The sequence below is a fragment of the Clostridium mobile genome (assembly GCF_018918285.1).
Taxonomy (GTDB): domain Bacteria; phylum Bacillota; class Clostridia; order Clostridiales; family Clostridiaceae; genus Clostridium_AW; species Clostridium_AW mobile.
In genome coordinates, this window is sequence record NZ_JAHLQF010000001.1 from 331,388 (window position 1) to 350,564 (window position 19,177).

Consider the following 19,177-nt stretch of genomic DNA (forward strand, 5'->3'; position numbering starts at 1 on the left):
ACTCCTTACTATAACTGCATTCTACTTAACTCCTGATATGCTTCTATTATTTTATTTCTAACTTGTACTGCCAATTCTAGGGACATTTTTGCTTCTTCAGCATTTATCATTACATTATGTATATTTGTCTCTTCCCCTTTTATAAAGGCTTCCGTTGACATTTCAGATTTAATCTGCTTATCATTTAAACTATCTAGCTGTTTCTTTAAAAGACCTGTGAAGCTTTTATCTTCTTCTATATTTTCAGTATCATTATTTTTATTTAAACTCATTCCCTCAAATATTTTAGGATTTGGAGTAAACTCATTTATTCTCATATTCTAGTACCTACCTTCCAATTTCTAAAGCTTTCATAAACATACTTTTTTCTGAATTAATAGTATCTACATTGGCTTCATAGGACCGTGTGGCTGCAATCATATCTGCCATTTCATTTAGAATATTAACATTAGGCATTAATACATATCCATCTTCTCCAGCGTCTGGATGAGATGGGTCATATACTCTTCTAAGCTCTGAGTTATCTTCTATAACCCCAACAGCTTTTACCCCAAGAAATTGTTCTTCTTTTTTCCCTGTTTTTTTATTTAATTCATTGGTCAAATTTTCTTGAAATATAGCTACCTTTCTTCTATAAGGCATCCCATCTTCTCCTCTTGTAGTTGAAACGTTTGCTATATTAGAAGCGATAGTATCCATTCTCAACCTTTCTGCTGAAAGTCCACTAGCGCTAATTCTCATGTTATTAAACGCTTTTATCACAGTTAACTCACCTCCGCTTATTTACCATTTATTATGTATCTTTTTGTTGAAAATCTACCATTTATCTGATTTATCAAAGCATTATACGTTAAAGTATTGGCTGCTTGATTTACTTTTTCCAAATCAATATTTACATTATTTCCATCTTGTCTCATACTTGATGTTTCATCTCTCTTAATTTCCATTTCACCTTCAGAGGAAGCTGTATTAATATGAGAGTTGCTTGTCTTTTTTAATTCTAACTTTTCAGAAACTTCTCTCAAATTTTCTTCAAAAACGACATAGTTCCTCTTGTAATTTGCCGTATTTACATTAGCCATGTTATTTGCTATAACTCGACTTCTCTCTGTTGAAACATCCAAAGCTTTTTTTATAAGATTGTAGTTCCTTTTGTCTATAGAACTGTCACCAATCTTCATTAATATCACCCTCCAATATAACATAAAATTTTCTTTTATTCCATATAATAGCCAGTAGATATAAATTTCTTCAAATAATGGTCTAAATCTATTATCTTTTACAATAATATACAAACCAAATTTTACATATTCATTATACAATATTTTCAATTTAAATTCTACATATATTTTAAATTATTTTAATTTATTTTATATTTTAATTAAACTTTTTATTTTATACTCTTATATGTGGACAAATCCCTGTACATTAGCAAGTTATATGTGGACAAATTGAGGTACATTCTTTATTAATTATATTTTACATTACCTAAATAAGCATAGTAAAGAAAATTTTAGGTATTTATCTAATAATATTCTGTTATTATGTAAAAAAAGAGAGATTGTCCAAATTTACGGACAATCTCTAATAAAATATTATCTACTTCTTACATTTTCTAATATCCTTAAAACCTCTTGAGGTAATTTATTTGATTGAACCATCATTGCATTACCTGCTTCCATCAATAATCCGGTTTTAGCGAACTCTATAATCTCTTCTGCTACATCAGCATCTCTAATGGAACTTTCCGCCTCTGTAACCCCCATTTCAAACTCACTTAAATTATCGTATTCACCTTCAAACATATTGTTAAGAGCACCATACTTACTTCTTACATCTACAAGCTTATTTGAAACTGCATCTAAAATTTCTAGTGAATTACCGATAAAATCATCACTTAATATATCTAAATTATCCTTTAGGTGTTGAAGTGTTTTTGTTGAATCTAGCTCCAGTTCTCCTGAAGCATTCTTCTTCATAACTCCTATTTTATCTGGAGATAAATCCACAAAAGGAATATCTATATTATCTCCTACTTTAGCTCCAATCTGCATCAATCTATCTTCATCCACATTCAATAATTTAGTTCCATTAAATTCTGTGTTATTAACTATGGTTTTAAAAGCCTCTATCATTTCATCCATTTCATTTTTAATTATTTTCTTGTCTTCATCACTGCCAGCATTACCAGATTGTATTGTAAGTTCTCTCATTCTTTGAGTTATTGAATTTAATGAATCTAGTCCACTATCCGCTGTTTGAAGCATACTAACACCATCTTGCAGATTCTTTTGAGCCATTTGCATGCTTCTTATTTGAATCCTCATTCTCTCACTTTTAGCTAGACCATATGGATCATCTCCGGCCTTTATTATTTTTTCACCTGTTGATATTCTAGATAATGCTTGGCTATTCTTCTTTGTATTCTTTACATATTCTCTAAATATATTTAATGATGGTATATTATGACTTAATCTCATTTTTATCACTCCATTGACGTATTTATTGTATATTTTATCGTAATTAAATGAGTATTCTTTAGGAAAAATATTTCAGAAATAGTCACTCTACTTCTACATTATATTTTGAGGGTTTCCTTCTATCCACTTTAATATATTTTCAAAAACTATTTTAGCCCTTCTAATCATAGCTTCCTTTGTAGCAAATCCCACATGAGGTGCAACCACTGTATTTGGAGTGTGTAGTAATGGATAATCTAATGGTAGAGGTGGCTCCATATCAAAAACATCAATACCAGCTCCAGCGATTTTCCCTTCCATTAAAGCTTTAGCTAAAGCCTCATTATCTATTATAGGGCCTCTGGCAGTATTTATTAAAATAGCACTTTCTTTCATTAAATCAATCTTTTCTTTATTAATTAAGCCTTTAGTATTTTCATTTAAAGGGACATGGATAGATACTATATCACTTTCAGATAAAACTTCCTCTAAAGTAGTTTGTCTGATATCCATTTCTTTTAGATTATCTTTAACAGATCTATTATAGGCTATAACATTACATCCAAAAGCTTTTCCTATTCTAGCAACTTTAAGTCCTATAGCTCCGGCCCCTACTATTCCTAATGTTTTTCCGCACAAATCTCTTTGTGAATATCCATCCTTATTTTTTCCTTCTCTAGTTCTCCCATCTAAAGGAACTATATTTCTTAATAATGAAAGAATTAATCCAAAAGTCAATTCAGCAACAGAGCTTGTGCTATATCCTGCTGAATTACAAACTAAAATATTTCTTTCTTTACAAGCCTCTAAATCTACATGGTCTACACCAGTGAAAGCTACAGATATTAATTTTAAATTATCCACTGATCTAATAACTTCTCCATTTAAAGGCATATTAGCTATTACCAATACATCTGCACCAGCAGCTCTTTCCTTTAGTTTTTCAATATCATCAACTCTATCATTATGTATCACCAGTTCATGTGCCTCACCTAATATGTTTCTAAAGGCAGAAACTATTTCTTCCTCCGCTAACCCTAAAGGTTCAAGTACAACTATTTTCATAATTCCATTCCTCCTACTCTAATATAATTTTTCTCTTTACTTATATAATAGTATTTAATGTAATGTATTTCAACTTGCAGAAAAAATGAATAAAACCCTTGCAAAGAATGCAAGGGTTCATTTTTATAAATTATTTAGCTTCTTCATCAGCTCTATTGTGCTCCATAAAGTTGATCTGTTCTGCTACTACTTGTGTGATATATCTTTTTTCGTCATTTGCATTTGTATAAGATCTTACGTTAATTCTACCTAAAATACTAACAAGCCTTCCTTTAGTTAAATTAGGAGCTAAACTCTCTGCAGATTTTCTCCAGTAAGAAACTGGTATGAAATCCGCTTCTCTTTCACCTTTATTGTTGACATAAGATCTTTGAACAGCTATGGTGAAATTTATTAACAAATTGCCTTCTTCTCCAATTTGTTTTAATTCACAATCTTTAGTAAGCCTACCAATTAATAAAACCTTATTCATTTTTCCACCTCTAACCTGTTTTTTTAATAATTATACCCATTATTAAAATTTATAATCAGTTATTTTAACATAAGGTGGATATTTTAGCTTCTCTTGGTTTTTTAGTTATTCTATTTGTAAGCTTTTGATAATTCTACATAGTTAAGGGCACTTTGGGTTAAGTTCATTTTTTCTTCCTCAGTAAGCTCTCTGATGACTTTTACCGGGGATCCCATACATAGTACACCATCTGGTATTATTTTACCTTGAGGGACTAAACTACCTGCGGCAACTAAGGTGTGTTTCCCGATTACAGCACCATCTAATACAATACTTCCCATACCGATTAAAGAATTATTACTTATTTTACATCCATGTAATATAGCGCCATGGCCTACAGTTACATTTTCTTCTATAATCAATGGATGATTTTTATCTACATGTAAAACACTATTGTCTTGTATGTTGGTATTTTTACCTATAACAATATTGTTAGTATCTCCTCTAACTACACTACCAAACCAAATATTAGCACACTCCTCTACAGTGACATCTCCAATTACGTCAGAAGTTTCAGCTACAAAACAACTGCTATGTATCCTAGGTTCTTTATCTTTAAATTTATTTATCAAAACAATTCCTCCTCTTAAGCACTAATATATATTATCAATTATATAAAATTAAACTTCCTACTTCAAACTATATTTAATCTATTGACTGACTAGGCTTCACTTTATCTCTATACAAAAAAAGAACCGATAAAGGGGGTTATCAGTTCTCTTTCTATATAGGGGCTTAAAATGATATTAAGTTGATGTGATTCATTAACCATTTTAATTATTAACAGTTTTTGTAAATTTTATACATAAAATTAATAATATTCTGATTTTTATTTTATTCTATAGGCTCTCCATTTAAATTTTCAAACTTAGGAGGATTTTTTTCATCTCTTTTTCTTATTCTATCTGGTGGCTTTATTCCATCATTTTTACCATCTTTTTGATGCTTATCTCCTTTAAATGATTTCATGAGCTATTCTCCTCTCAAAAATAATATAGTGCACTAATATTATTACATTTATTTTTGATTTTTATGCTTACAAGCATATTCCTTTTCATATTATAGTAGTTTTAAATTTCAACTGACTGAACCTGCTATATCACGTTTCATTATATTTCTTAAGCATATTTTATATATTATATAGCTTGTGGCAATGGTTATTATATAAGTTATAAATGTATTAATAAATATGTACTCAACTAAAAAATCTATTATTATATCTGTCATACTGATTTTAAATAAATGTCTAATAGCATTATCCGAAATTATAAAAATAATTAATTTATTATTGGGTTTAATGGCTATATAAGAAGCAAAAATACAAATAGAATATAAAATTATGAAAGAGGTAATGAAGATTATTAGTGTAGATACTATAGGTTCTTTTTTCATTTTATAATTAAAATAAAGAAAAAACTCTCCGTTAGATACCATAGCGTTTAAAAAAATTATTGTGCTCAATGAAATTATAAAACAAATAATCCCGTGTATTAAACATAGGTTATTAATCAATTCTTTTCTTTTAAACCCTAAAATTAAATAATGAAATAGATTTTTTATATAACTCCCAGTAAAGCCACAAATAGAAATAAAAAGTATAGTTGAAAAAACTATAGATAAAAACATGTTACCTTCTTTCGGTCTCACTTTTGATATCAAAGATATAGATATTAAAAATACATTTAACACTATAAAAACTAATCCAAAAACCATTTTGTTATCTGCCAATATCATCCTCATCAAGGCTTTGAATCTTATGTACCAATTTTTATTTATAATTTTCATAAAATCACCTTCCATATATTAGTCATACATCTATAATTCAACAATATAACCGATTAATATAATTGTCAAATAAAAAGAACAGTTCTAATCTTGTATAAGATTAGAACTGTTCCTAAATTTCAGTAAATTTTGATTAAACCGCTACATCTTTATAGGTTTTATTGTAATATGTGCCAATGGACTTCCATGATACATATATAACAAATACTCTTACCGGTAATTCAATTACATTCTTAATTATTCTAGGAATAATCAAAGCATATAGACCCTTACCTGTTATCATAGACAACCATAATGAGTTTAATCCAAGGTTAATAAAGATAACAACTATTGCTGTTGCAAGGGTAATATTAACTAAATTTTTAGACTTTTTGTGAAGGAATAAACCATAAACCATCCCTGAAAGAGCAGTACTTAGTGTGAATCCTGGAAAATAAGCACCTTTCGGGAAAATAGCCATACCCAATAAGTCTGCTACAGCTCCAGCAATGCCTCCCCATAAAGGCCCAAATAACATTCCTGTCAGAGCTAAAGGTAAAAATCCAAAACTAATCCTAATTATCGGGGTTTCGATGCCTAAAAATCTTGTAAGGACTACTTGTAACGCAATAAAGAAACTAATAAATATTAATTTTCGAGTTTTTGTCATATCCCCACCTCCTCTCCAAATATGCAATATTAATAATTGCCGTAGAGAAAGTATCACCCAACGTTAGCGGAATGCGGTAATTGCATCGCAAAACCTGAAAAAACTTTTGGCCTTTTCGTCTAGTGGCAACTTCCTGTCCAACTAGCACTTGACGCGCAAAACCTACTCTAACTAGCAAAATATTTAATTCTATTATATTACTTATTCCTAAAATCAACAATATGTATTATGAAATTATTTTTTTATTCAAAAATGTTGAATAATATTATATATTAATGATAGAATTATAAGATAAAGGTAAACTATAGAAGGGTGAGTTGAAAAATGTCAGAAATAATTCTTACACAATCCGCAAAAAAATTAATAGAAGATGAATTAGAGTACCTAAAGACAGTAAAAAGAGTGGAAATTAAAGCTGCTTTAAAAGCTGCCAGAGCCCAAGGAGATTTAAGCGAAAATGCCGATTATAGTGCCGCTAAAGATGATCAATCTTTAAATGAAACTAGAATATTGGACCTTGATGCTCAATTGAAAAATTCTGTTGTGGTAGAAACTTCCACAGAGGAAAATATATTTGATCTTAACAAAAAAGCTATTGTAAAATTCTATGATATAGAAGAAGAAGAAGAGGTAACCTTGGTAAGTTCCGTTGAATCTGATTTGCAAAATATGAAGATTAGCATAGAGTCACCCTTAGGCAAAGCTCTTTATAAGCTTGAGATAGGAAAAAGAGTAACTGTAAATTCTCCTGATGGATATTATGACGTAGAAGTAATAAAGATACTATAAAGGATCCATATTTATCTTATATGGATCCTTTAATATATTTTCTTATCAAAAGGCTCAGTATTTATATATAACTGGAATAGAGCTGCGGCATCCTTTTGACTTATCTTTCCATCTGACAACTTCCTGTATAAAATATACAGATTGGCATTCATTTCAGGATCGCTAAATTTTGTCTCTTTCATCTTTTTTTCAATTTTCTCGTTTAAAGTTAATGTATTATCCTTTAATACCTTTTCAATAATTTCTATTATTTCTTCAGCTTCTTTTACTACTTGTTTATCTTTTGATGTCAGTTTAATGGCCATAGCTCTTGATTGTATCTTTGTAAGAACTTCCTTATTAACTAGTAGCTTTTCCTCCATTGTGCACCTCCGCATCCTTATATTTCTATTATAGCATATTATTATAATAAAAAATATACTGAATTGCACTACAAGATAAACTTAATTTTCATCTTTTTTGTTAGAAACCCTGCCCATACCTTCTAACTGTGCTCTAAAATTATTTCTAAAATTCTGTAGATACTTTTCTCTTAGCTCCTTTTGTTCAATTTTCTCTTCTTCCGTTAATCCTTCTTCTTTATTTTTTTTATATAGATAATTTATTCTATTAATCATCTCTTCTATATTCATAAATAACCTCCAAATAATTTTATTGATTTTTAAACATTTTTAAATTATAACATAGGATTCTAATTACAACAACACTTCTACAATTTCACAAATGTAAAGCTATAAAATACCATAGCCTTATTCTCCTATATTCATCAGCAATTCTTCTGCTTTATTTATTTGCAAGGGGCGACTAAAATAATATCCCTGTATCCTGTCACATCTCATATCTTCTAATAGAAAAACTTGTTCCTCTTCTTCTACCCCCTCAGCAATAACCTCCATATTTATATTATGAGCTAGCTTAATTATGCCATGTGTTATGTCCTTATCTGAATTATTTTTCCCTATATTATCTATAAAGGATTTGTCAATTTTAATAGTACTTACAGGTAGGTTCTTTAAATAGTTAAACGAAGAATACCCTATTCCAAAATCATCAAGGGCAACCTTTATATTTAAATCTCTAAATTCTTGTAGTATTTTTATATTATTTTCTAGAGATTCCATTAATATAGTTTCAGTAATTTCAAACTCTAAATATTTTGGATCCACACCAGTGCGCTTAATTATTTTTTTTACCCTATCAGCAAAGCCTCTATTCTGTATTTGTACTGCAGAGATATTTATTGCTACTCTGCCTATATCGTAACCTTTATGTACCCATTGTACTATTTGCTTACATACTTTATTTATAATCCAGTCTCCTATGGATATAATAAGTCCTGTCTCTTCAGCAATTGGAATGAATTCTGCCGGTGATACCATACCAAATTCTTTACTATTCCACCTTAAAAGAGCTTCAAAGCCTACAATTTTTCTATTTTTAACATCTACTTGAGGTTGATAATGAATATCTAATTCCTCATTTTTTAGAGCAGTTCTTAATCCCTTTTCTATAGATATTTTTCTTTCTATTTCTTCTTTCATGTCTTCTGAAAAGAAACAATAGTTGTTCTTACCTATTTTTTTAGCCTTATACATAGCAGTATCAGCATATTTTAATAGGGTATTCACATCTGAGGAATCATCTGGGAAAACACTTGCCCCCATACTAACAGAAACATAAACACATTTATTATCTACAATCAAATTTTGATTAAGTTTTAAAATTACCTTTTCACAAAATTCAATTACTTCTTTGCATTGAGAATCACAAGGTAGATAAATAATAAATTCATCTCCTCCAATTCTTCCTATTGAGTTATTTCCACCTAGGTATAGTCTTAATATATCCGCTACCTTTTTTAAAAGTTTATCTCCATAGATATGTCCCAATGTATCATTTATTTTCTTAAAGTTATCTAAATCTAGAAACATTACTGCAATTTTACCACTGCTTTTCTCTTCTATGTTTTTATTTATGGTAGACTTAAGACTTTCCATAAAAGTATTTCTATTCGGTAAATCTGTTAATTGATCATAAGAAGCCATATATCTCATTTTTTCTTCTATTTTCTGTAGCTCATTATACTGCTCCCTCAATTCTCCCTCTGTAGCAGAAAGCTCTTCATAAACAGCCGAAAGTTCATCATAACTTTTCTGAAGCTTCTCTTCCATAATTTTATTTTTCCTTATATCCCTGGCTATGAATGAAATCCCTACTTTCCTTCCCATATCATCTATAATAGGGGATATAGTTATGGAAACATTTATTTTTTCACCACTTTTTTTAACCGTGATCCTCTCTATATTTTCAACTTCATTATTATTAATTTCTTTTTTAATAAACAAAGACCTTTCTTGGAGTTCATCCTCTGGTATCAGGATAGATATATTTTTTCCTATTATTTCTTCTCTTTTGTATCCAAATATCTTTTCTGCTCCCTTGTTCCAACTTATAATATTGTTATGTAAATCTTGACTAATAATAGCATCATCAGCATACTTAATAATAGCAGCTAATTTACCATTATCCTCTTCTAGCTTTGTAAGCTTATCTATTATTTCATTTTTGTTAAATATTTTAATCTGCAACTTTAATATTACAACTTCAAAAAAAATAAACATTAAACTTAATATTAAGCTCATCTTGTTTTCAACACTAATAATATTATATTTATAATCAAGAAATTGAAATATTATTAGTATAATTAATGATATTAAAACTTGCATTAATACATAGTTATTTATTCTCTTCTTGAATAATACTTTCATTCTCTCCTCCAGTAAATTGTTCCGTTTTTAGTTTTTTATTATACTTTATTATACATATCAATTCATTTTACTACAATATATTACAAAAATTTTACCCTATTACTATTTATTAGCGAAGTTTTTATAATTGTATAATGTATACAATTGTGGTATAATCTATATATCAATAAAATAGTATAATTTATTTAAGGAGAATAGGACATGCATCTAGAATCACTTATGGGAACATTAATACCTTTAGTAATTCATTTACTCGAGGCTATGGGTACATTTATTATAATCTTTGGTGCGGGAAAGGCTTTCTTTCAGTACATAAAAGCAGCGACAAAATCTGAAGAGAGATTGATTAACCCTTTAATAAAGATTGATCTAGCCAATGCTCTAGCCTTAGCTTTAGAATTTAAATTAGGTGGAGAGATATTAAAAACGGTTATAGTAAGAACCTTAGATGAAATGTATATTTTAGCTTCTATCGTTATATTAAGAGCGCTATTAACTTTTATGATTCATTGGGAGATTAAATCTGAATCTAAAGAACATACGGAAAAAAAGGACTAGCTTTATTAATGCTAGTCCTCTTTATTTTTAACTCGATTCACTTGAAATTTTTTTCTAGGCGAATTTTCACTCTACCCTTACTAATATATTAGATTTTTTATAGATTCTACATTTCCTTTAACATTACTATATAGCATCTCACTATATTTTGATAGTATATCATTTTTAACCATATTCATAACAGAACCAGCCATATCTATATCTTTTATACGTGAAAGGGAGGCTGTTATATTTTCGTTTGTATTAGAGGTATTGCTTAATGCATGCTGAAGATTGTTTGAATATGAGCCTATATTAACTCTAATTTCATTTATCTTTGTCAGTGCATCTTTTAGCCCTTGAATAGAATTTCCTGAGGATTCAGAAGTGATTAAATTGTCATCGTCAATAATTAAACTGTCTGTACTTAAGGAATATAACCTAATACCCATAGTAGTATATGGTTGATCTTTTACTTGTATTGTTAGAGTCTTATCTTCATTTAACAATTTTATACTATTAAATTCAGTATTCTCTGCTATGCTATCTATGGATTCTTTAAGTTGTTTAAATTCACTGTTTAAGCTTTCCCTATCGCTTTCTGTTAAGATTCCATTAGCCCCCTGTACAGCTAACTCCTTCATTCTATGGAGATGACTAGTTATATTATCTAAGGCTCCATCTGCTACTTGAAGCATAGATATACCGTCTTGTATGTTCCTTTGTGCCTGGGAAAGTCCCCTTACTTGTGCTTTAAAACTCTCACTAATGCTTAATCCTGCCGCATCATCTGCCGCTCTATTTATCCTTCTTCCCGAGGATATCTTCTCCAATACATTTTCTTTGTTTTTTCTAAAAGAATTAATTTTATTGCTAGATGAAAAAGTATATATATTATTAATTAACAATATTCCACCTCCTTGCTTATATATATTATCGTAATAATTGGAAATAAGTTTACAAATTTTCTGAATGCAAAAGGGGTGTTTCAAAATAATATTTCAAAACAACCCCTTTAAAGCTTATAGATTTTAAATTAGCCTCTAACATCTAAGTTTTGACCAATATTAGGATTTACTGATTTCTCAATCATTTCTGTCATGGCTTGAGCATTTTCTTTACCTTTGTTCATAGCCATTTTCATTAAGGCTAAAGAAGCTTGTTGCTTAACCTTACCTCCATTCATAGCGATGGATAATCCAGCTATATCCATATTAACACCTGCTTTCTTTATTAATTATTTTGATGCTATATTATTGTAATAAATTCATCGTAGGTATTGAATTTTCTCCACCTAAAACAGTCATAGCATTCAAAGATATTCCTTTGTTCTTTAAGTATTTTAAATTACTATTATTGAATAACACCAATGGCGATTTTGACAAAGCAGCATAAGCAGAGCCTGATAAGGCATCTGGAAAATTTTGTCCCGAAGCTAAATACACCTTGTTAAAATCTAAGTCCTTTTCAAATCTATCTAATAGTAAAAGATTTGTTTCATATCTATCCTTACCATAGATTCTCTCACTATCTATAGAAAGGCTATGTTCTAAGAAAGGAGTAATTATTTTTTCTCCTCCTACTATATAAGCTTTTTCTACCTCTTTCTCTTTTAAATATTCTATTATATCTTCTTTTAATCCAGCTTTTGAAGATAATATTATTGGTATACCCTTAGTAGCAGCTATAGAGGAAGCAGAAAGAGCATCAGGAAAATTTTCACCAGAGGTTATTATAACTTCCTTAAAGTCTCCAAAGTTTTTTAATATCTCTAATGAGGTTTCATACCTATCATTTCCCCAAATTCTTCTAGTTGTCATACCCATAGATTTTATTTTATTCTCTATATTTTGTGATATTGCACCTTGTCCGCCAACTATTATAGCATTACTAGGTTTTAATCTTTTCAATTCATTTTCTATACTTTTATCTATATAATTCTTTTCTATAAGCAATATTGGAGCATTATATTTTTTAGCATATGGTACTGCGCTTAAAGCATCTGGAAAGTTTTCGCCGGATACTAGAATAACATATTGGCTCTTCTCTCTCCATCCACTTTTGCTTATCTCACTGCTAGTAGCATACCTATTTTTTCCTTCTATTCTATTTGGTATATGAGCTATGCTCTTTTGAGGATTGTTTTTATCTATAGAAACTATATTAGAAGAAACTAAATTTCCATCCTTATCTTTAGCATTTACCTTTATTCTAAAGACATTTGACTTAATATTATCGCTATAAATAATTCCATCTTCTTTATATTTACCCGTTATAAAATCCCTTCCAATACTATCTGTAGTGGTTCTCTTTCCAAACCAGATATTTGGTAAATCTCCATCTTCAATTAAAGCTGTATACTCCATATTTTCTGTATTGTCGTCAACACTCTTTGTCCATTTAAATGTATATTTACCATCATTATAATCCTCTAAATACAAAAATGGAATTGTTCCCGGCTTACTATATTTAGGTTTGACCTTGGATATATTTAACCAATAGTCATATAATCCATTCACATTCCATGCATTTGGTATTTCTTCATTTTCTTGAGGGGATGAATTAAAACCTTCTAAATTACTATAAACACCTATGTTATTTTTAAGTCCATTTGTGTTGTCCCTAATATCTCTATAAACTATGCTGTTTTTTCCTGTAGGACTTCCAAAAAGTTGAACATAATCCTCAGCTGCTATTTCGCTTATAGCCCAGCTATGTTCTCCGTTCTCAACCTTTTTATAAGAGCCCAAATTTCTCACTTTATAATATCCTGTATCTTTACCATCTAATTCTTTATCTTCTCCCATCCAAGTATGGTATATGGTAAAGTGATGTCCGTATTCATGGGACAAAACCCTAGCTAGAGTAGTAAATTTTATATTTTTGCAACCATATATTTGAATATAATTATCTTTACTTATTGTATCCCCTGTGTAAAACCTATAGTACATACCCGTGGTATACTTCCCATAAGGATAGTCATCAATAAGCTCAATATGGGATAAATACTTTATTTCTTCCCCTATTGTATTATTTAAAAGTTCATCATATACCATTTTAAGCTTTTCTTGTGAGGAAAAAGCTTGAGTATAACTTCTTATCTCCACTCCATTTGCTCCCTTATAAGAACTTATAGGAGAAGCTGCTTCTACCTTATAATTCACAGAAATTACTATGAAAAATACAAATATAATATTATAAATTAAACTATATCTTTTCTTCAAACTCACCACTCCAAACATACTGCATTTATTAATAAATATCGTGCAAAATGTGGAAAAGTTTAATAAAAAATAGGAGGAATAGCTAATGAATCTAGCTATTCCTCCTATTATATATAACTCTTCAATAATGTTAATTTTCCTTTTATAATATATTTACCAAGGGTAGCTGGTATTAATATACTATCTCCTTTATTAATCTTTACTATAGTATCATCCTCTGAAATTATAGTTCCAAATCCATCTACACATGTAAAAATATGAAACTTACTTACATTGCTTTTTTCTTCAAGAATTTTATTAATTATATATTTTTCAATTGTAAAATATTTGATATGGCATAGAACTCCTTTAGAATATCCATTAAATTTATCTAATTGGTCCTCGCCTGTATTTATTGCTCTTAAGTTAAAATCAATAACATCTAAAGATTTTTCTACATGTATCTCTCTAGGTCTACCGTAATCGTATATCCTGTATGTTATATCGCTGTTCTGCTGAATTTCCGCTATTATAACCCCTTCACAAATAGAATGTACAAGACCGCTCTTTATAAGAAAACAATCCCCCTTCTTAACCTGAATCTTATTTAAATATTCCTCTGTTCTTCCTTCTTCAATTGCTTTTTTAAATGTTTCCTTATCACAATCTTTTGTACCTACTATTAAAAAAGCCTTTTCTTTTGCTTCTACTACATACCAAGCTTCAGTTTTTCCCATAGAATTTTCTACTCTTTTTGCATATTCATCATCAGGATGTACTTGAACAGATAATTTTTCTTTAGAGTTTATTAGCTTAACTAATAAAGGAAATTCCCCACCCTCAAAGTCTTGTCCTAATAGTTTTTTCCCATATTCTTTTATAAGTTCATCAAATCTCTTGCCCTTAAATTTCCCATTATCTACGATGCTCATACCATTAGGATGGCAAGCTATATCCCAGCTTTCACCTATGTTTCCCTCTGGCAAATCTTCTCTAAACTCTTCTAAATCTCTTCCACCCCATATTTTTTCATAGTATAAATTTTTAAATTTAATTGGATACATACACCGTCTCTCCTTATAATTAATAAGAGAAGTCCCTATAACATATCCATATTTTTTATATTAGTAATTTATTACCGCAATCATCTGCAAATAAAAAACTGCACTGCTCATTAAAGCTATTAGCTTTTTGAGCAGTGCAGGTGTATAAGTTAAAATACAGTTATTTTGTTATTTTAATTCAATTTTCCAATTTTATCTTCAACAATCTTTATCAGTTCATTACTTTTCACAAGTTCATAGCATTTTTTCATATCTAGATACATTTTTCTATCCTCGTATAAAGTATCTACATCTTTCCTTATCCTATCGTGAACCGCCCTTGTTGCCATTGCAAGTTTATCCTTTTCTCCAAAATCTATGCCTTGAGCTGATGTCATAAGCTCTATTGCTAGTACATTTCTCACATTCTCCAATATATCCCTTGCCTTTCTTGCAGAAATTGAACCCATACTAACATGATCCTCTTGATTTGCAGAAGTTGGTATAGAATCTATTGAAGCTGGATGAGCTAATACTTTATTTTCAGACACCAAAGCTGCAGCAGTGTATTGTGGAACCATAAAACCGCAATTCAATCCTCCCTTTTTAACTAAAAAGGCTGGCAAACCACTTAAACTAGGATTGATAAGTCTTTCAATTCTTCTTTCACTTATATTTCCTAATTCCGCTATAGCTATTCCTAAAAAATCAAAGACTAAAGCCATTGGCTGCCCATGAAAATTTCCTCCAGATATAACTTGTCTACTTTCAGCAAATATTAAAGGATTATCCGTAGCTGAGTTTATTTCAATATTTATTTTATCTATAATATAATCTATGGCATCCCTACTAGCTCCATGGACTTGTGGTACACACCTTAAAGTGTATGCATCTTGAATTTTCTTTTCTCCCTGTCTTGTAGTAGATTTACTGTTCTCTAAAATTTTTAACATGTTTTCTGCACATAGAATTTGCCCTTTATGGGGCCTAACCTTGTGTACTTTTTCATCATAGGCATCAACTATACCGTTTAAGGCTTCCATGGTCATGGCCGCTGCTATATCTGACACCTTAGTTAGCATTTTTCCATCATAGGCTGCCAACGCTCCCACTGCTGTAAGTACTTGAGTTCCATTTATTAAAGCCAATCCTTCTTTGGAAACCAGTTCAACTATATCTATACCAGCTTTTTTCATAGCTTCACTTCCATTAAGTCTTTCTCCTTTGTATATTGCCTCACCATCTCCAATCATAACTAATACCATATGAGCAAGTGGACATAAATCTCCGCTAGCTCCAACAGATCCCTTTTCTGGTATTATTGGATGTACTCCTTTATTTAACATTTCTATAAGCGTATTTAGTGTGCTCAATCTTATGCCAGAGTAACCTTTAGCTAGAGCATTTATTCTCAAAAGCATAGCTGCTCTTACAACATCTTCCCCATAGGGTTCTCCTACTCCACAGCAATCGCTTAAAATTAAATTCTTTTGTAATTCTTTAGTCTCTTCCTTTGATATTAAAACATCACTAAACAGACCAAACCCTGTAGTTATACCATAAATTACTTCCCCATTTTCCACCATATCATCTACTAATTCTCTTGACTTTTCAACTTCTTTTATTGATTCATCAGTGAGCTTAACTTCATAGTCTTCTCTAGCCACTTTAATAATATCTTTTATGGTTAAGCTATTTCCATCTATATAAACAACCTTCATAATGACTCCTCCTTTTTAAAGTTTAAAATTTAAAACATACTCACTCCAATGAGCCCAAATATAGATAGTGGAACTGTATAGTGTAAAAAGCTTGGTATACATGTATCCCATATGTGATCATGTTGTCCATCAATATTTAATCCCGATGTTGGTCCTAAAGTGGTATCTGAAGCTGGAGAGGATGCATCTCCTAAAGCCGCTGCTGTAGCAATGAGTAAAATCGTTGCTTTTGTACTAAAGCCAACTTTTAATGCCAATGGAACATAAATAGCTGCAATAATAGGAACTGTTCCAAAGGATGTACCTATTCCCATAGTAACCATTAATCCTGACAAAAGCATTACAATAGCTGCAATTACTTTACTTCCTCTCATCATTGCCGCTGCTGAATTAACTAAGGTTTCAATTCCTCCAGTTTCTCTAATTACAGCTGCATAACCAGAGGCCACTAACATAACAAAGGCTATAAATCCCATCATAACTATTCCACTATCCATTAACTCATCTATGGAAGACCATTTGATTACCTTTGTAGCTAACATAATTGCAATACCAAACATAGCACCTAATGGCAATGATCCAAATATAATTTGTACTACTAATGTTACTGCGCCAGCTATTAAAGATATATAATGCTCTTTTGTTACCTTTACATCTTTTTTTAATAAATCATCCAAGTCTTCATATTCCGCTTTAAATTCATCATCCATTTTATATTCTCTAGATTTTCTATAAGTAAAAATGGAGATAATAAAACCTGTCAACATTGCAAGGCCAGCAACCCAAGTGGATTTCCAAACCATATCAACGGTTATAGGCATGCCACTAGCAGTAACTTGCTCTTTCACTATTCCATGAAATATCAAACCATATCCTATTGGCAAAGTTAAATAAGGTGCTTTAAGTCCAAAAGCTAGAGCGCAAGATGCAGCTCTTCTATCCATTTTTATTGTGTTCATAAGTGGTATTAATGCTGGAATCAATATAGGAATAAAAGCGATATGCACTGGTATTACAGTTCCTGAAAGACAAGCAACTATAGCAAGTATAAATAATAGAATTGTTTTCTTTCCTTTTATGCCTTTTGCTATTTTTATAGATAGTATTTCAGCAGCTCCTGTTTTGTGTATAGCAGCTGCCAATCCCCCCAGTAGTATATAACTTAGCGCTGTTTCTGAATTCCCCCCCATGCCATCAATTAAAATACTTATCGTCTCACCCATTGGCATTCCAGCTACAGCACCACCTACTAAAGCCGCAATTATTAATGATAAAATAACGTTTAATTTTAATAAGCACAATACTATCATGGTAAGAACTGATAAAACTACAGGATTTGTAAACATAAAATACCCCCCTTTTATATATTAAATCCTAACTATAATTTTCCCTCTCTTTATAACTTTTTCTACCATGTTTCCCCCAAACTTATAAACCACATCTTCATAATTTGAGGTATTCCAAATTTGCATGTCCCCTAATTTCCCTACCTCTAAAGAACCTATTTCCTCTTCCATGGAAAGTGCATGAGCTCCACCTAAAGTAGCTGCTCTTAATGCCTCAGCGGGAGTCATACTATGTGCTCTACAGGCTAACATCATAACAAACTGCATGGATTCGCTCCAAGCACCTGGACAACAATTCGTTGCTAAAGCTATGGTCATTCCCTCTTCTATCATAGGTCTTGGATTAAAGGGTTTAGGGTGTTTTACTGAAAAATCTGTAACGGGAAGAAGCACTCCTGTAACCTTAGCTTTCGATAGTTTTTTTATTACTTCTCTAGGGGTATAATTTAAATGATCTGCTGATACAAAATTCATATGGGCCGCCAAATCTGAACCACCTATATAGGAATAAGCATCTGTGTGTATTCTAGGTTCAATACCTAAATCTCTTGCTCTTTTCAATATTTTTTCGCTCTCCTTAGCAGTGTAATATCCATCATCACACCACACGTCACAAAACTTTGCTAAATTTTTCTCTGCCACATAAGATATCATCTCTTCAGTTAAAATATCTATATATTTATCTTTAGAAACATCCTCTGGCCATCCGTGAGCTCCTAAAAAAGTAGATATTATGTCTATGGGCAAATTTTCATGCAAGACTTTATTAACCTTTAACATTTTTATTTCATGTTCTAAGCTCAATCCATAGCCGCTTTTACTCTCTACAGTGGTGGTTCCTGAACACATCATGTTGTAAATTCTTTTATATGCGCTTTCATAAAGTTCTTCCTCTGAGGAATCCCTTGTCATATTCACACTGACCATAATTCCTGTTTTTATGCCCATTTCCTCTAATATTTTACTATCCGTTATAGTAAGTTTAGTAACGTATTCTTTTACCCTTGACCCTCCAAAAACTAAATGTGTATGACAATCTACAAATCCTGGTGCAACTACTTTACCCTTGCAGTCAATGACTTCAGCTTTACTATAGTCAACTTTACTACATACCTCTTCCTTACTTCCTAAAGCTACTATTCTATCTTCCTTTACTGCTATCCATCCATCCTCTATTATTCCAACTAAGTCTTTAGCTTCTTTTCTGCAAGTTACTAATTGAGAGCAATTACTTAATACTAAATCCGCCTTTAATTTATTTTCTCTAGCATCCAGTTTCTATCACCTCTCTATTCCATAAC

The 19,177-nt window shown here is 30.7% G+C and carries 22 protein-coding genes and 1 riboswitch; of the genes, 2 read left to right on the forward strand and 20 right to left on the reverse strand.

Annotated elements, in window-relative coordinates; translation table 11 throughout:
• Positions 1 to 8 precede the first annotated feature (8 nt).
• The 10 genes from fliE to KQI86_RS01830 all read right to left on the reverse strand — a co-directional run bounded on the left by fliE (position 9) and on the right by KQI86_RS01830 (position 6,469).
• Positions 9 to 317, reverse strand: coding sequence for a flagellar hook-basal body complex protein FliE (fliE, locus tag KQI86_RS01790; protein ID WP_216437443.1), 309 nt, complete (start codon positions 315 to 317; stop codon positions 9 to 11).
• A gap of 10 nt (positions 318 to 327) precedes the next feature.
• Positions 328 to 762: a flagellar basal body rod protein FlgC gene (gene flgC, locus KQI86_RS01795; protein WP_216437444.1), complete on the reverse strand. Its 435-nt coding sequence runs from the start codon at positions 760 to 762 to the stop codon at positions 328 to 330.
• Positions 763 to 779: 17 nt separating this feature from the next.
• Positions 780 to 1,181 (reverse strand): flagellar basal body rod protein FlgB, encoded by a 402-nt coding sequence (gene flgB, locus KQI86_RS01800; RefSeq protein ID WP_216437445.1) that lies wholly within the window; start codon positions 1,179 to 1,181, stop codon positions 780 to 782.
• A 414-nt stretch (positions 1,182 to 1,595) separates the two neighbouring features.
• Positions 1,596 to 2,480, reverse strand: coding sequence for a flagellin N-terminal helical domain-containing protein (locus KQI86_RS01805; protein WP_216437446.1), 885 nt, complete (start codon positions 2,478 to 2,480; stop codon positions 1,596 to 1,598).
• Positions 2,481 to 2,573: 93 nt separating this feature from the next.
• Positions 2,574 to 3,524, reverse strand: a complete 951-nt coding sequence (locus tag KQI86_RS01810) for a 2-hydroxyacid dehydrogenase (RefSeq protein WP_216437447.1) — start codon at positions 3,522 to 3,524, stop codon at positions 2,574 to 2,576.
• Positions 3,525 to 3,654: 130 nt separating this feature from the next.
• Positions 3,655 to 3,996 (reverse strand): single-stranded DNA-binding protein, encoded by a 342-nt coding sequence (locus tag KQI86_RS01815; protein WP_216437448.1) that lies wholly within the window; start codon positions 3,994 to 3,996, stop codon positions 3,655 to 3,657.
• Positions 3,997 to 4,106: 110 nt separating this feature from the next.
• Positions 4,107 to 4,607: a gamma carbonic anhydrase family protein gene (locus tag KQI86_RS01820; RefSeq protein WP_216437449.1), complete on the reverse strand. Its 501-nt coding sequence runs from the start codon at positions 4,605 to 4,607 to the stop codon at positions 4,107 to 4,109.
• A gap of 262 nt (positions 4,608 to 4,869) precedes the next feature.
• Positions 4,870 to 5,004 carry a hypothetical protein gene (locus KQI86_RS20320; RefSeq protein ID WP_281417147.1) on the reverse strand — a complete coding sequence of 45 codons (135 nt, stop codon included), beginning with the start codon at positions 5,002 to 5,004 and terminating at the stop codon, positions 4,870 to 4,872.
• 108 nt (positions 5,005 to 5,112) lie between these two features.
• Positions 5,113 to 5,820: a hypothetical protein gene (locus KQI86_RS01825; protein WP_216437450.1), complete on the reverse strand. Its 708-nt coding sequence runs from the start codon at positions 5,818 to 5,820 to the stop codon at positions 5,113 to 5,115.
• Positions 5,821 to 5,953: 133 nt separating this feature from the next.
• Positions 5,954 to 6,469: a folate family ECF transporter S component gene (locus KQI86_RS01830; protein ID WP_216437451.1), complete on the reverse strand. Its 516-nt coding sequence runs from the start codon at positions 6,467 to 6,469 to the stop codon at positions 5,954 to 5,956.
• A gap of 62 nt (positions 6,470 to 6,531) precedes the next feature.
• A riboswitch (THF riboswitch) is annotated at positions 6,532 to 6,641 on the reverse strand.
• A gap of 152 nt (positions 6,642 to 6,793) precedes the next feature.
• Here KQI86_RS01830 and greA point away from each other — a divergent pair.
• Positions 6,794 to 7,258 (forward strand): transcription elongation factor GreA, encoded by a 465-nt coding sequence (gene greA, locus KQI86_RS01835; protein WP_216437452.1) that lies wholly within the window; start codon positions 6,794 to 6,796, stop codon positions 7,256 to 7,258.
• A 29-nt stretch (positions 7,259 to 7,287) separates the two neighbouring features.
• On the opposite strand, the gene KQI86_RS01840 is transcribed toward greA, so the two are convergent.
• The 3 genes from KQI86_RS01840 to KQI86_RS01850 form a co-directional block, all read right to left on the reverse strand.
• Positions 7,288 to 7,620, reverse strand: coding sequence for a hypothetical protein (locus KQI86_RS01840; protein ID WP_216437453.1), 333 nt, complete (start codon positions 7,618 to 7,620; stop codon positions 7,288 to 7,290).
• An 81-nt stretch (positions 7,621 to 7,701) separates the two neighbouring features.
• Positions 7,702 to 7,890, reverse strand: a complete 189-nt coding sequence (locus KQI86_RS01845; protein WP_216437454.1) for a DUF896 domain-containing protein — start codon at positions 7,888 to 7,890, stop codon at positions 7,702 to 7,704.
• A 117-nt stretch (positions 7,891 to 8,007) separates the two neighbouring features.
• Complete coding sequence (locus KQI86_RS01850) at positions 8,008 to 10,026, reverse strand: sensor domain-containing protein (protein ID WP_216437455.1); 2,019 nt, start codon at positions 10,024 to 10,026, stop codon at positions 8,008 to 8,010.
• A gap of 201 nt (positions 10,027 to 10,227) precedes the next feature.
• Here KQI86_RS01850 and KQI86_RS01855 point away from each other — a divergent pair, with 201 nt between their 5' ends.
• The gene (locus KQI86_RS01855) at positions 10,228 to 10,584 is read left to right on the forward strand and encodes a DUF1622 domain-containing protein (RefSeq protein WP_216437456.1); all 357 of its coding nucleotides are present in this window, start codon (positions 10,228 to 10,230) and stop codon (positions 10,582 to 10,584) included.
• 80 nt (positions 10,585 to 10,664) lie between these two features.
• Here the strand turns inward: KQI86_RS01855 and KQI86_RS01860 are convergent, their stop codons facing one another.
• From KQI86_RS01860 to hutI, 7 genes are all read right to left on the reverse strand, one after another.
• On the reverse strand, positions 10,665 to 11,471 hold the full coding sequence (locus KQI86_RS01860; RefSeq protein ID WP_216437457.1) for a flagellin: 807 nt from the start codon (positions 11,469 to 11,471) through the stop codon (positions 10,665 to 10,667).
• A 128-nt stretch (positions 11,472 to 11,599) separates the two neighbouring features.
• Positions 11,600 to 11,776: a YjfB family protein gene (locus KQI86_RS01865; protein WP_216437458.1), complete on the reverse strand. Its 177-nt coding sequence runs from the start codon at positions 11,774 to 11,776 to the stop codon at positions 11,600 to 11,602.
• Positions 11,777 to 11,816: 40 nt separating this feature from the next.
• The gene (locus tag KQI86_RS01870) at positions 11,817 to 13,787 is read right to left on the reverse strand and encodes a cell wall-binding repeat-containing protein (RefSeq protein WP_216437459.1); all 1,971 of its coding nucleotides are present in this window, start codon (positions 13,785 to 13,787) and stop codon (positions 11,817 to 11,819) included.
• 107 nt (positions 13,788 to 13,894) lie between these two features.
• On the reverse strand, positions 13,895 to 14,830 hold the full coding sequence (locus tag KQI86_RS01875) for a type I phosphomannose isomerase catalytic subunit (RefSeq protein WP_216437460.1): 936 nt from the start codon (positions 14,828 to 14,830) through the stop codon (positions 13,895 to 13,897).
• Between the two features lie 173 nt (positions 14,831 to 15,003).
• Entirely contained in the window at positions 15,004 to 16,530 is a 1,527-nt protein-coding gene (hutH, locus tag KQI86_RS01880; RefSeq protein WP_216437461.1) for a histidine ammonia-lyase, read from the reverse strand.
• Positions 16,531 to 16,559: 29 nt separating this feature from the next.
• Positions 16,560 to 17,876, reverse strand: coding sequence for a Na+/H+ antiporter family protein (locus tag KQI86_RS01885; RefSeq protein ID WP_216437462.1), 1,317 nt, complete (start codon positions 17,874 to 17,876; stop codon positions 16,560 to 16,562).
• 21 nt (positions 17,877 to 17,897) lie between these two features.
• Positions 17,898 to 19,151 carry an imidazolonepropionase gene (gene hutI, locus KQI86_RS01890; protein WP_216438278.1) on the reverse strand — a complete coding sequence of 418 codons (1,254 nt, stop codon included), beginning with the start codon at positions 19,149 to 19,151 and terminating at the stop codon, positions 17,898 to 17,900.
• Positions 19,152 to 19,177 lie beyond the last annotated feature (26 nt).

Bases quoted from the DNA above. Each gene is read 5' to 3' on its own strand.
- KQI86_RS01810 (WP_216437447.1), bottom strand. From the start codon at position 3,524: ATGAAAATAGTTGTACTTGAACCTTTAGGGTTAGCGGAGGAAGAAATA.
- KQI86_RS01805 (WP_216437446.1), bottom strand. From the start codon at position 2,480: ATGAGATTAAGTCATAATATACCATCATTAAATATATTTAGAGAATAT.
- flgB (WP_216437445.1), bottom strand. From the start codon at position 1,181: ATGAAGATTGGTGACAGTTCTATAGACAAAAGGAACTACAATCTTATA.
- KQI86_RS01875 (WP_216437460.1), bottom strand. From the start codon at position 14,830: ATGTATCCAATTAAATTTAAAAATTTATACTATGAAAAAATATGGGGT.
- KQI86_RS01830 (WP_216437451.1), bottom strand. From the start codon at position 6,469: ATGACAAAAACTCGAAAATTAATATTTATTAGTTTCTTTATTGCGTTA.
- KQI86_RS20320 (WP_281417147.1), bottom strand. From the start codon at position 5,004: ATGAAATCATTTAAAGGAGATAAGCATCAAAAAGATGGTAAAAATGAT.
- KQI86_RS01855 (WP_216437456.1), top strand. From the start codon at position 10,228: ATGCATCTAGAATCACTTATGGGAACATTAATACCTTTAGTAATTCAT.
- hutH (WP_216437461.1), bottom strand. From the start codon at position 16,530: ATGAAGGTTGTTTATATAGATGGAAATAGCTTAACCATAAAAGATATT.
- KQI86_RS01865 (WP_216437458.1), bottom strand. From the start codon at position 11,776: ATGGATATAGCTGGATTATCCATCGCTATGAATGGAGGTAAGGTTAAG.
- KQI86_RS01845 (WP_216437454.1), bottom strand. From the start codon at position 7,890: ATGAATATAGAAGAGATGATTAATAGAATAAATTATCTATATAAAAAA.
- KQI86_RS01850 (WP_216437455.1), bottom strand. From the start codon at position 10,026: ATGAAAGTATTATTCAAGAAGAGAATAAATAACTATGTATTAATGCAA.
- KQI86_RS01815 (WP_216437448.1), bottom strand. From the start codon at position 3,996: ATGAATAAGGTTTTATTAATTGGTAGGCTTACTAAAGATTGTGAATTA.
- fliE (WP_216437443.1), bottom strand. From the start codon at position 317: ATGAGAATAAATGAGTTTACTCCAAATCCTAAAATATTTGAGGGAATG.
- greA (WP_216437452.1), top strand. From the start codon at position 6,794: ATGTCAGAAATAATTCTTACACAATCCGCAAAAAAATTAATAGAAGAT.
- KQI86_RS01825 (WP_216437450.1), bottom strand. From the start codon at position 5,820: ATGAAAATTATAAATAAAAATTGGTACATAAGATTCAAAGCCTTGATG.
- KQI86_RS01840 (WP_216437453.1), bottom strand. From the start codon at position 7,620: ATGGAGGAAAAGCTACTAGTTAATAAGGAAGTTCTTACAAAGATACAA.
- KQI86_RS01885 (WP_216437462.1), bottom strand. From the start codon at position 17,876: ATGTTTACAAATCCTGTAGTTTTATCAGTTCTTACCATGATAGTATTG.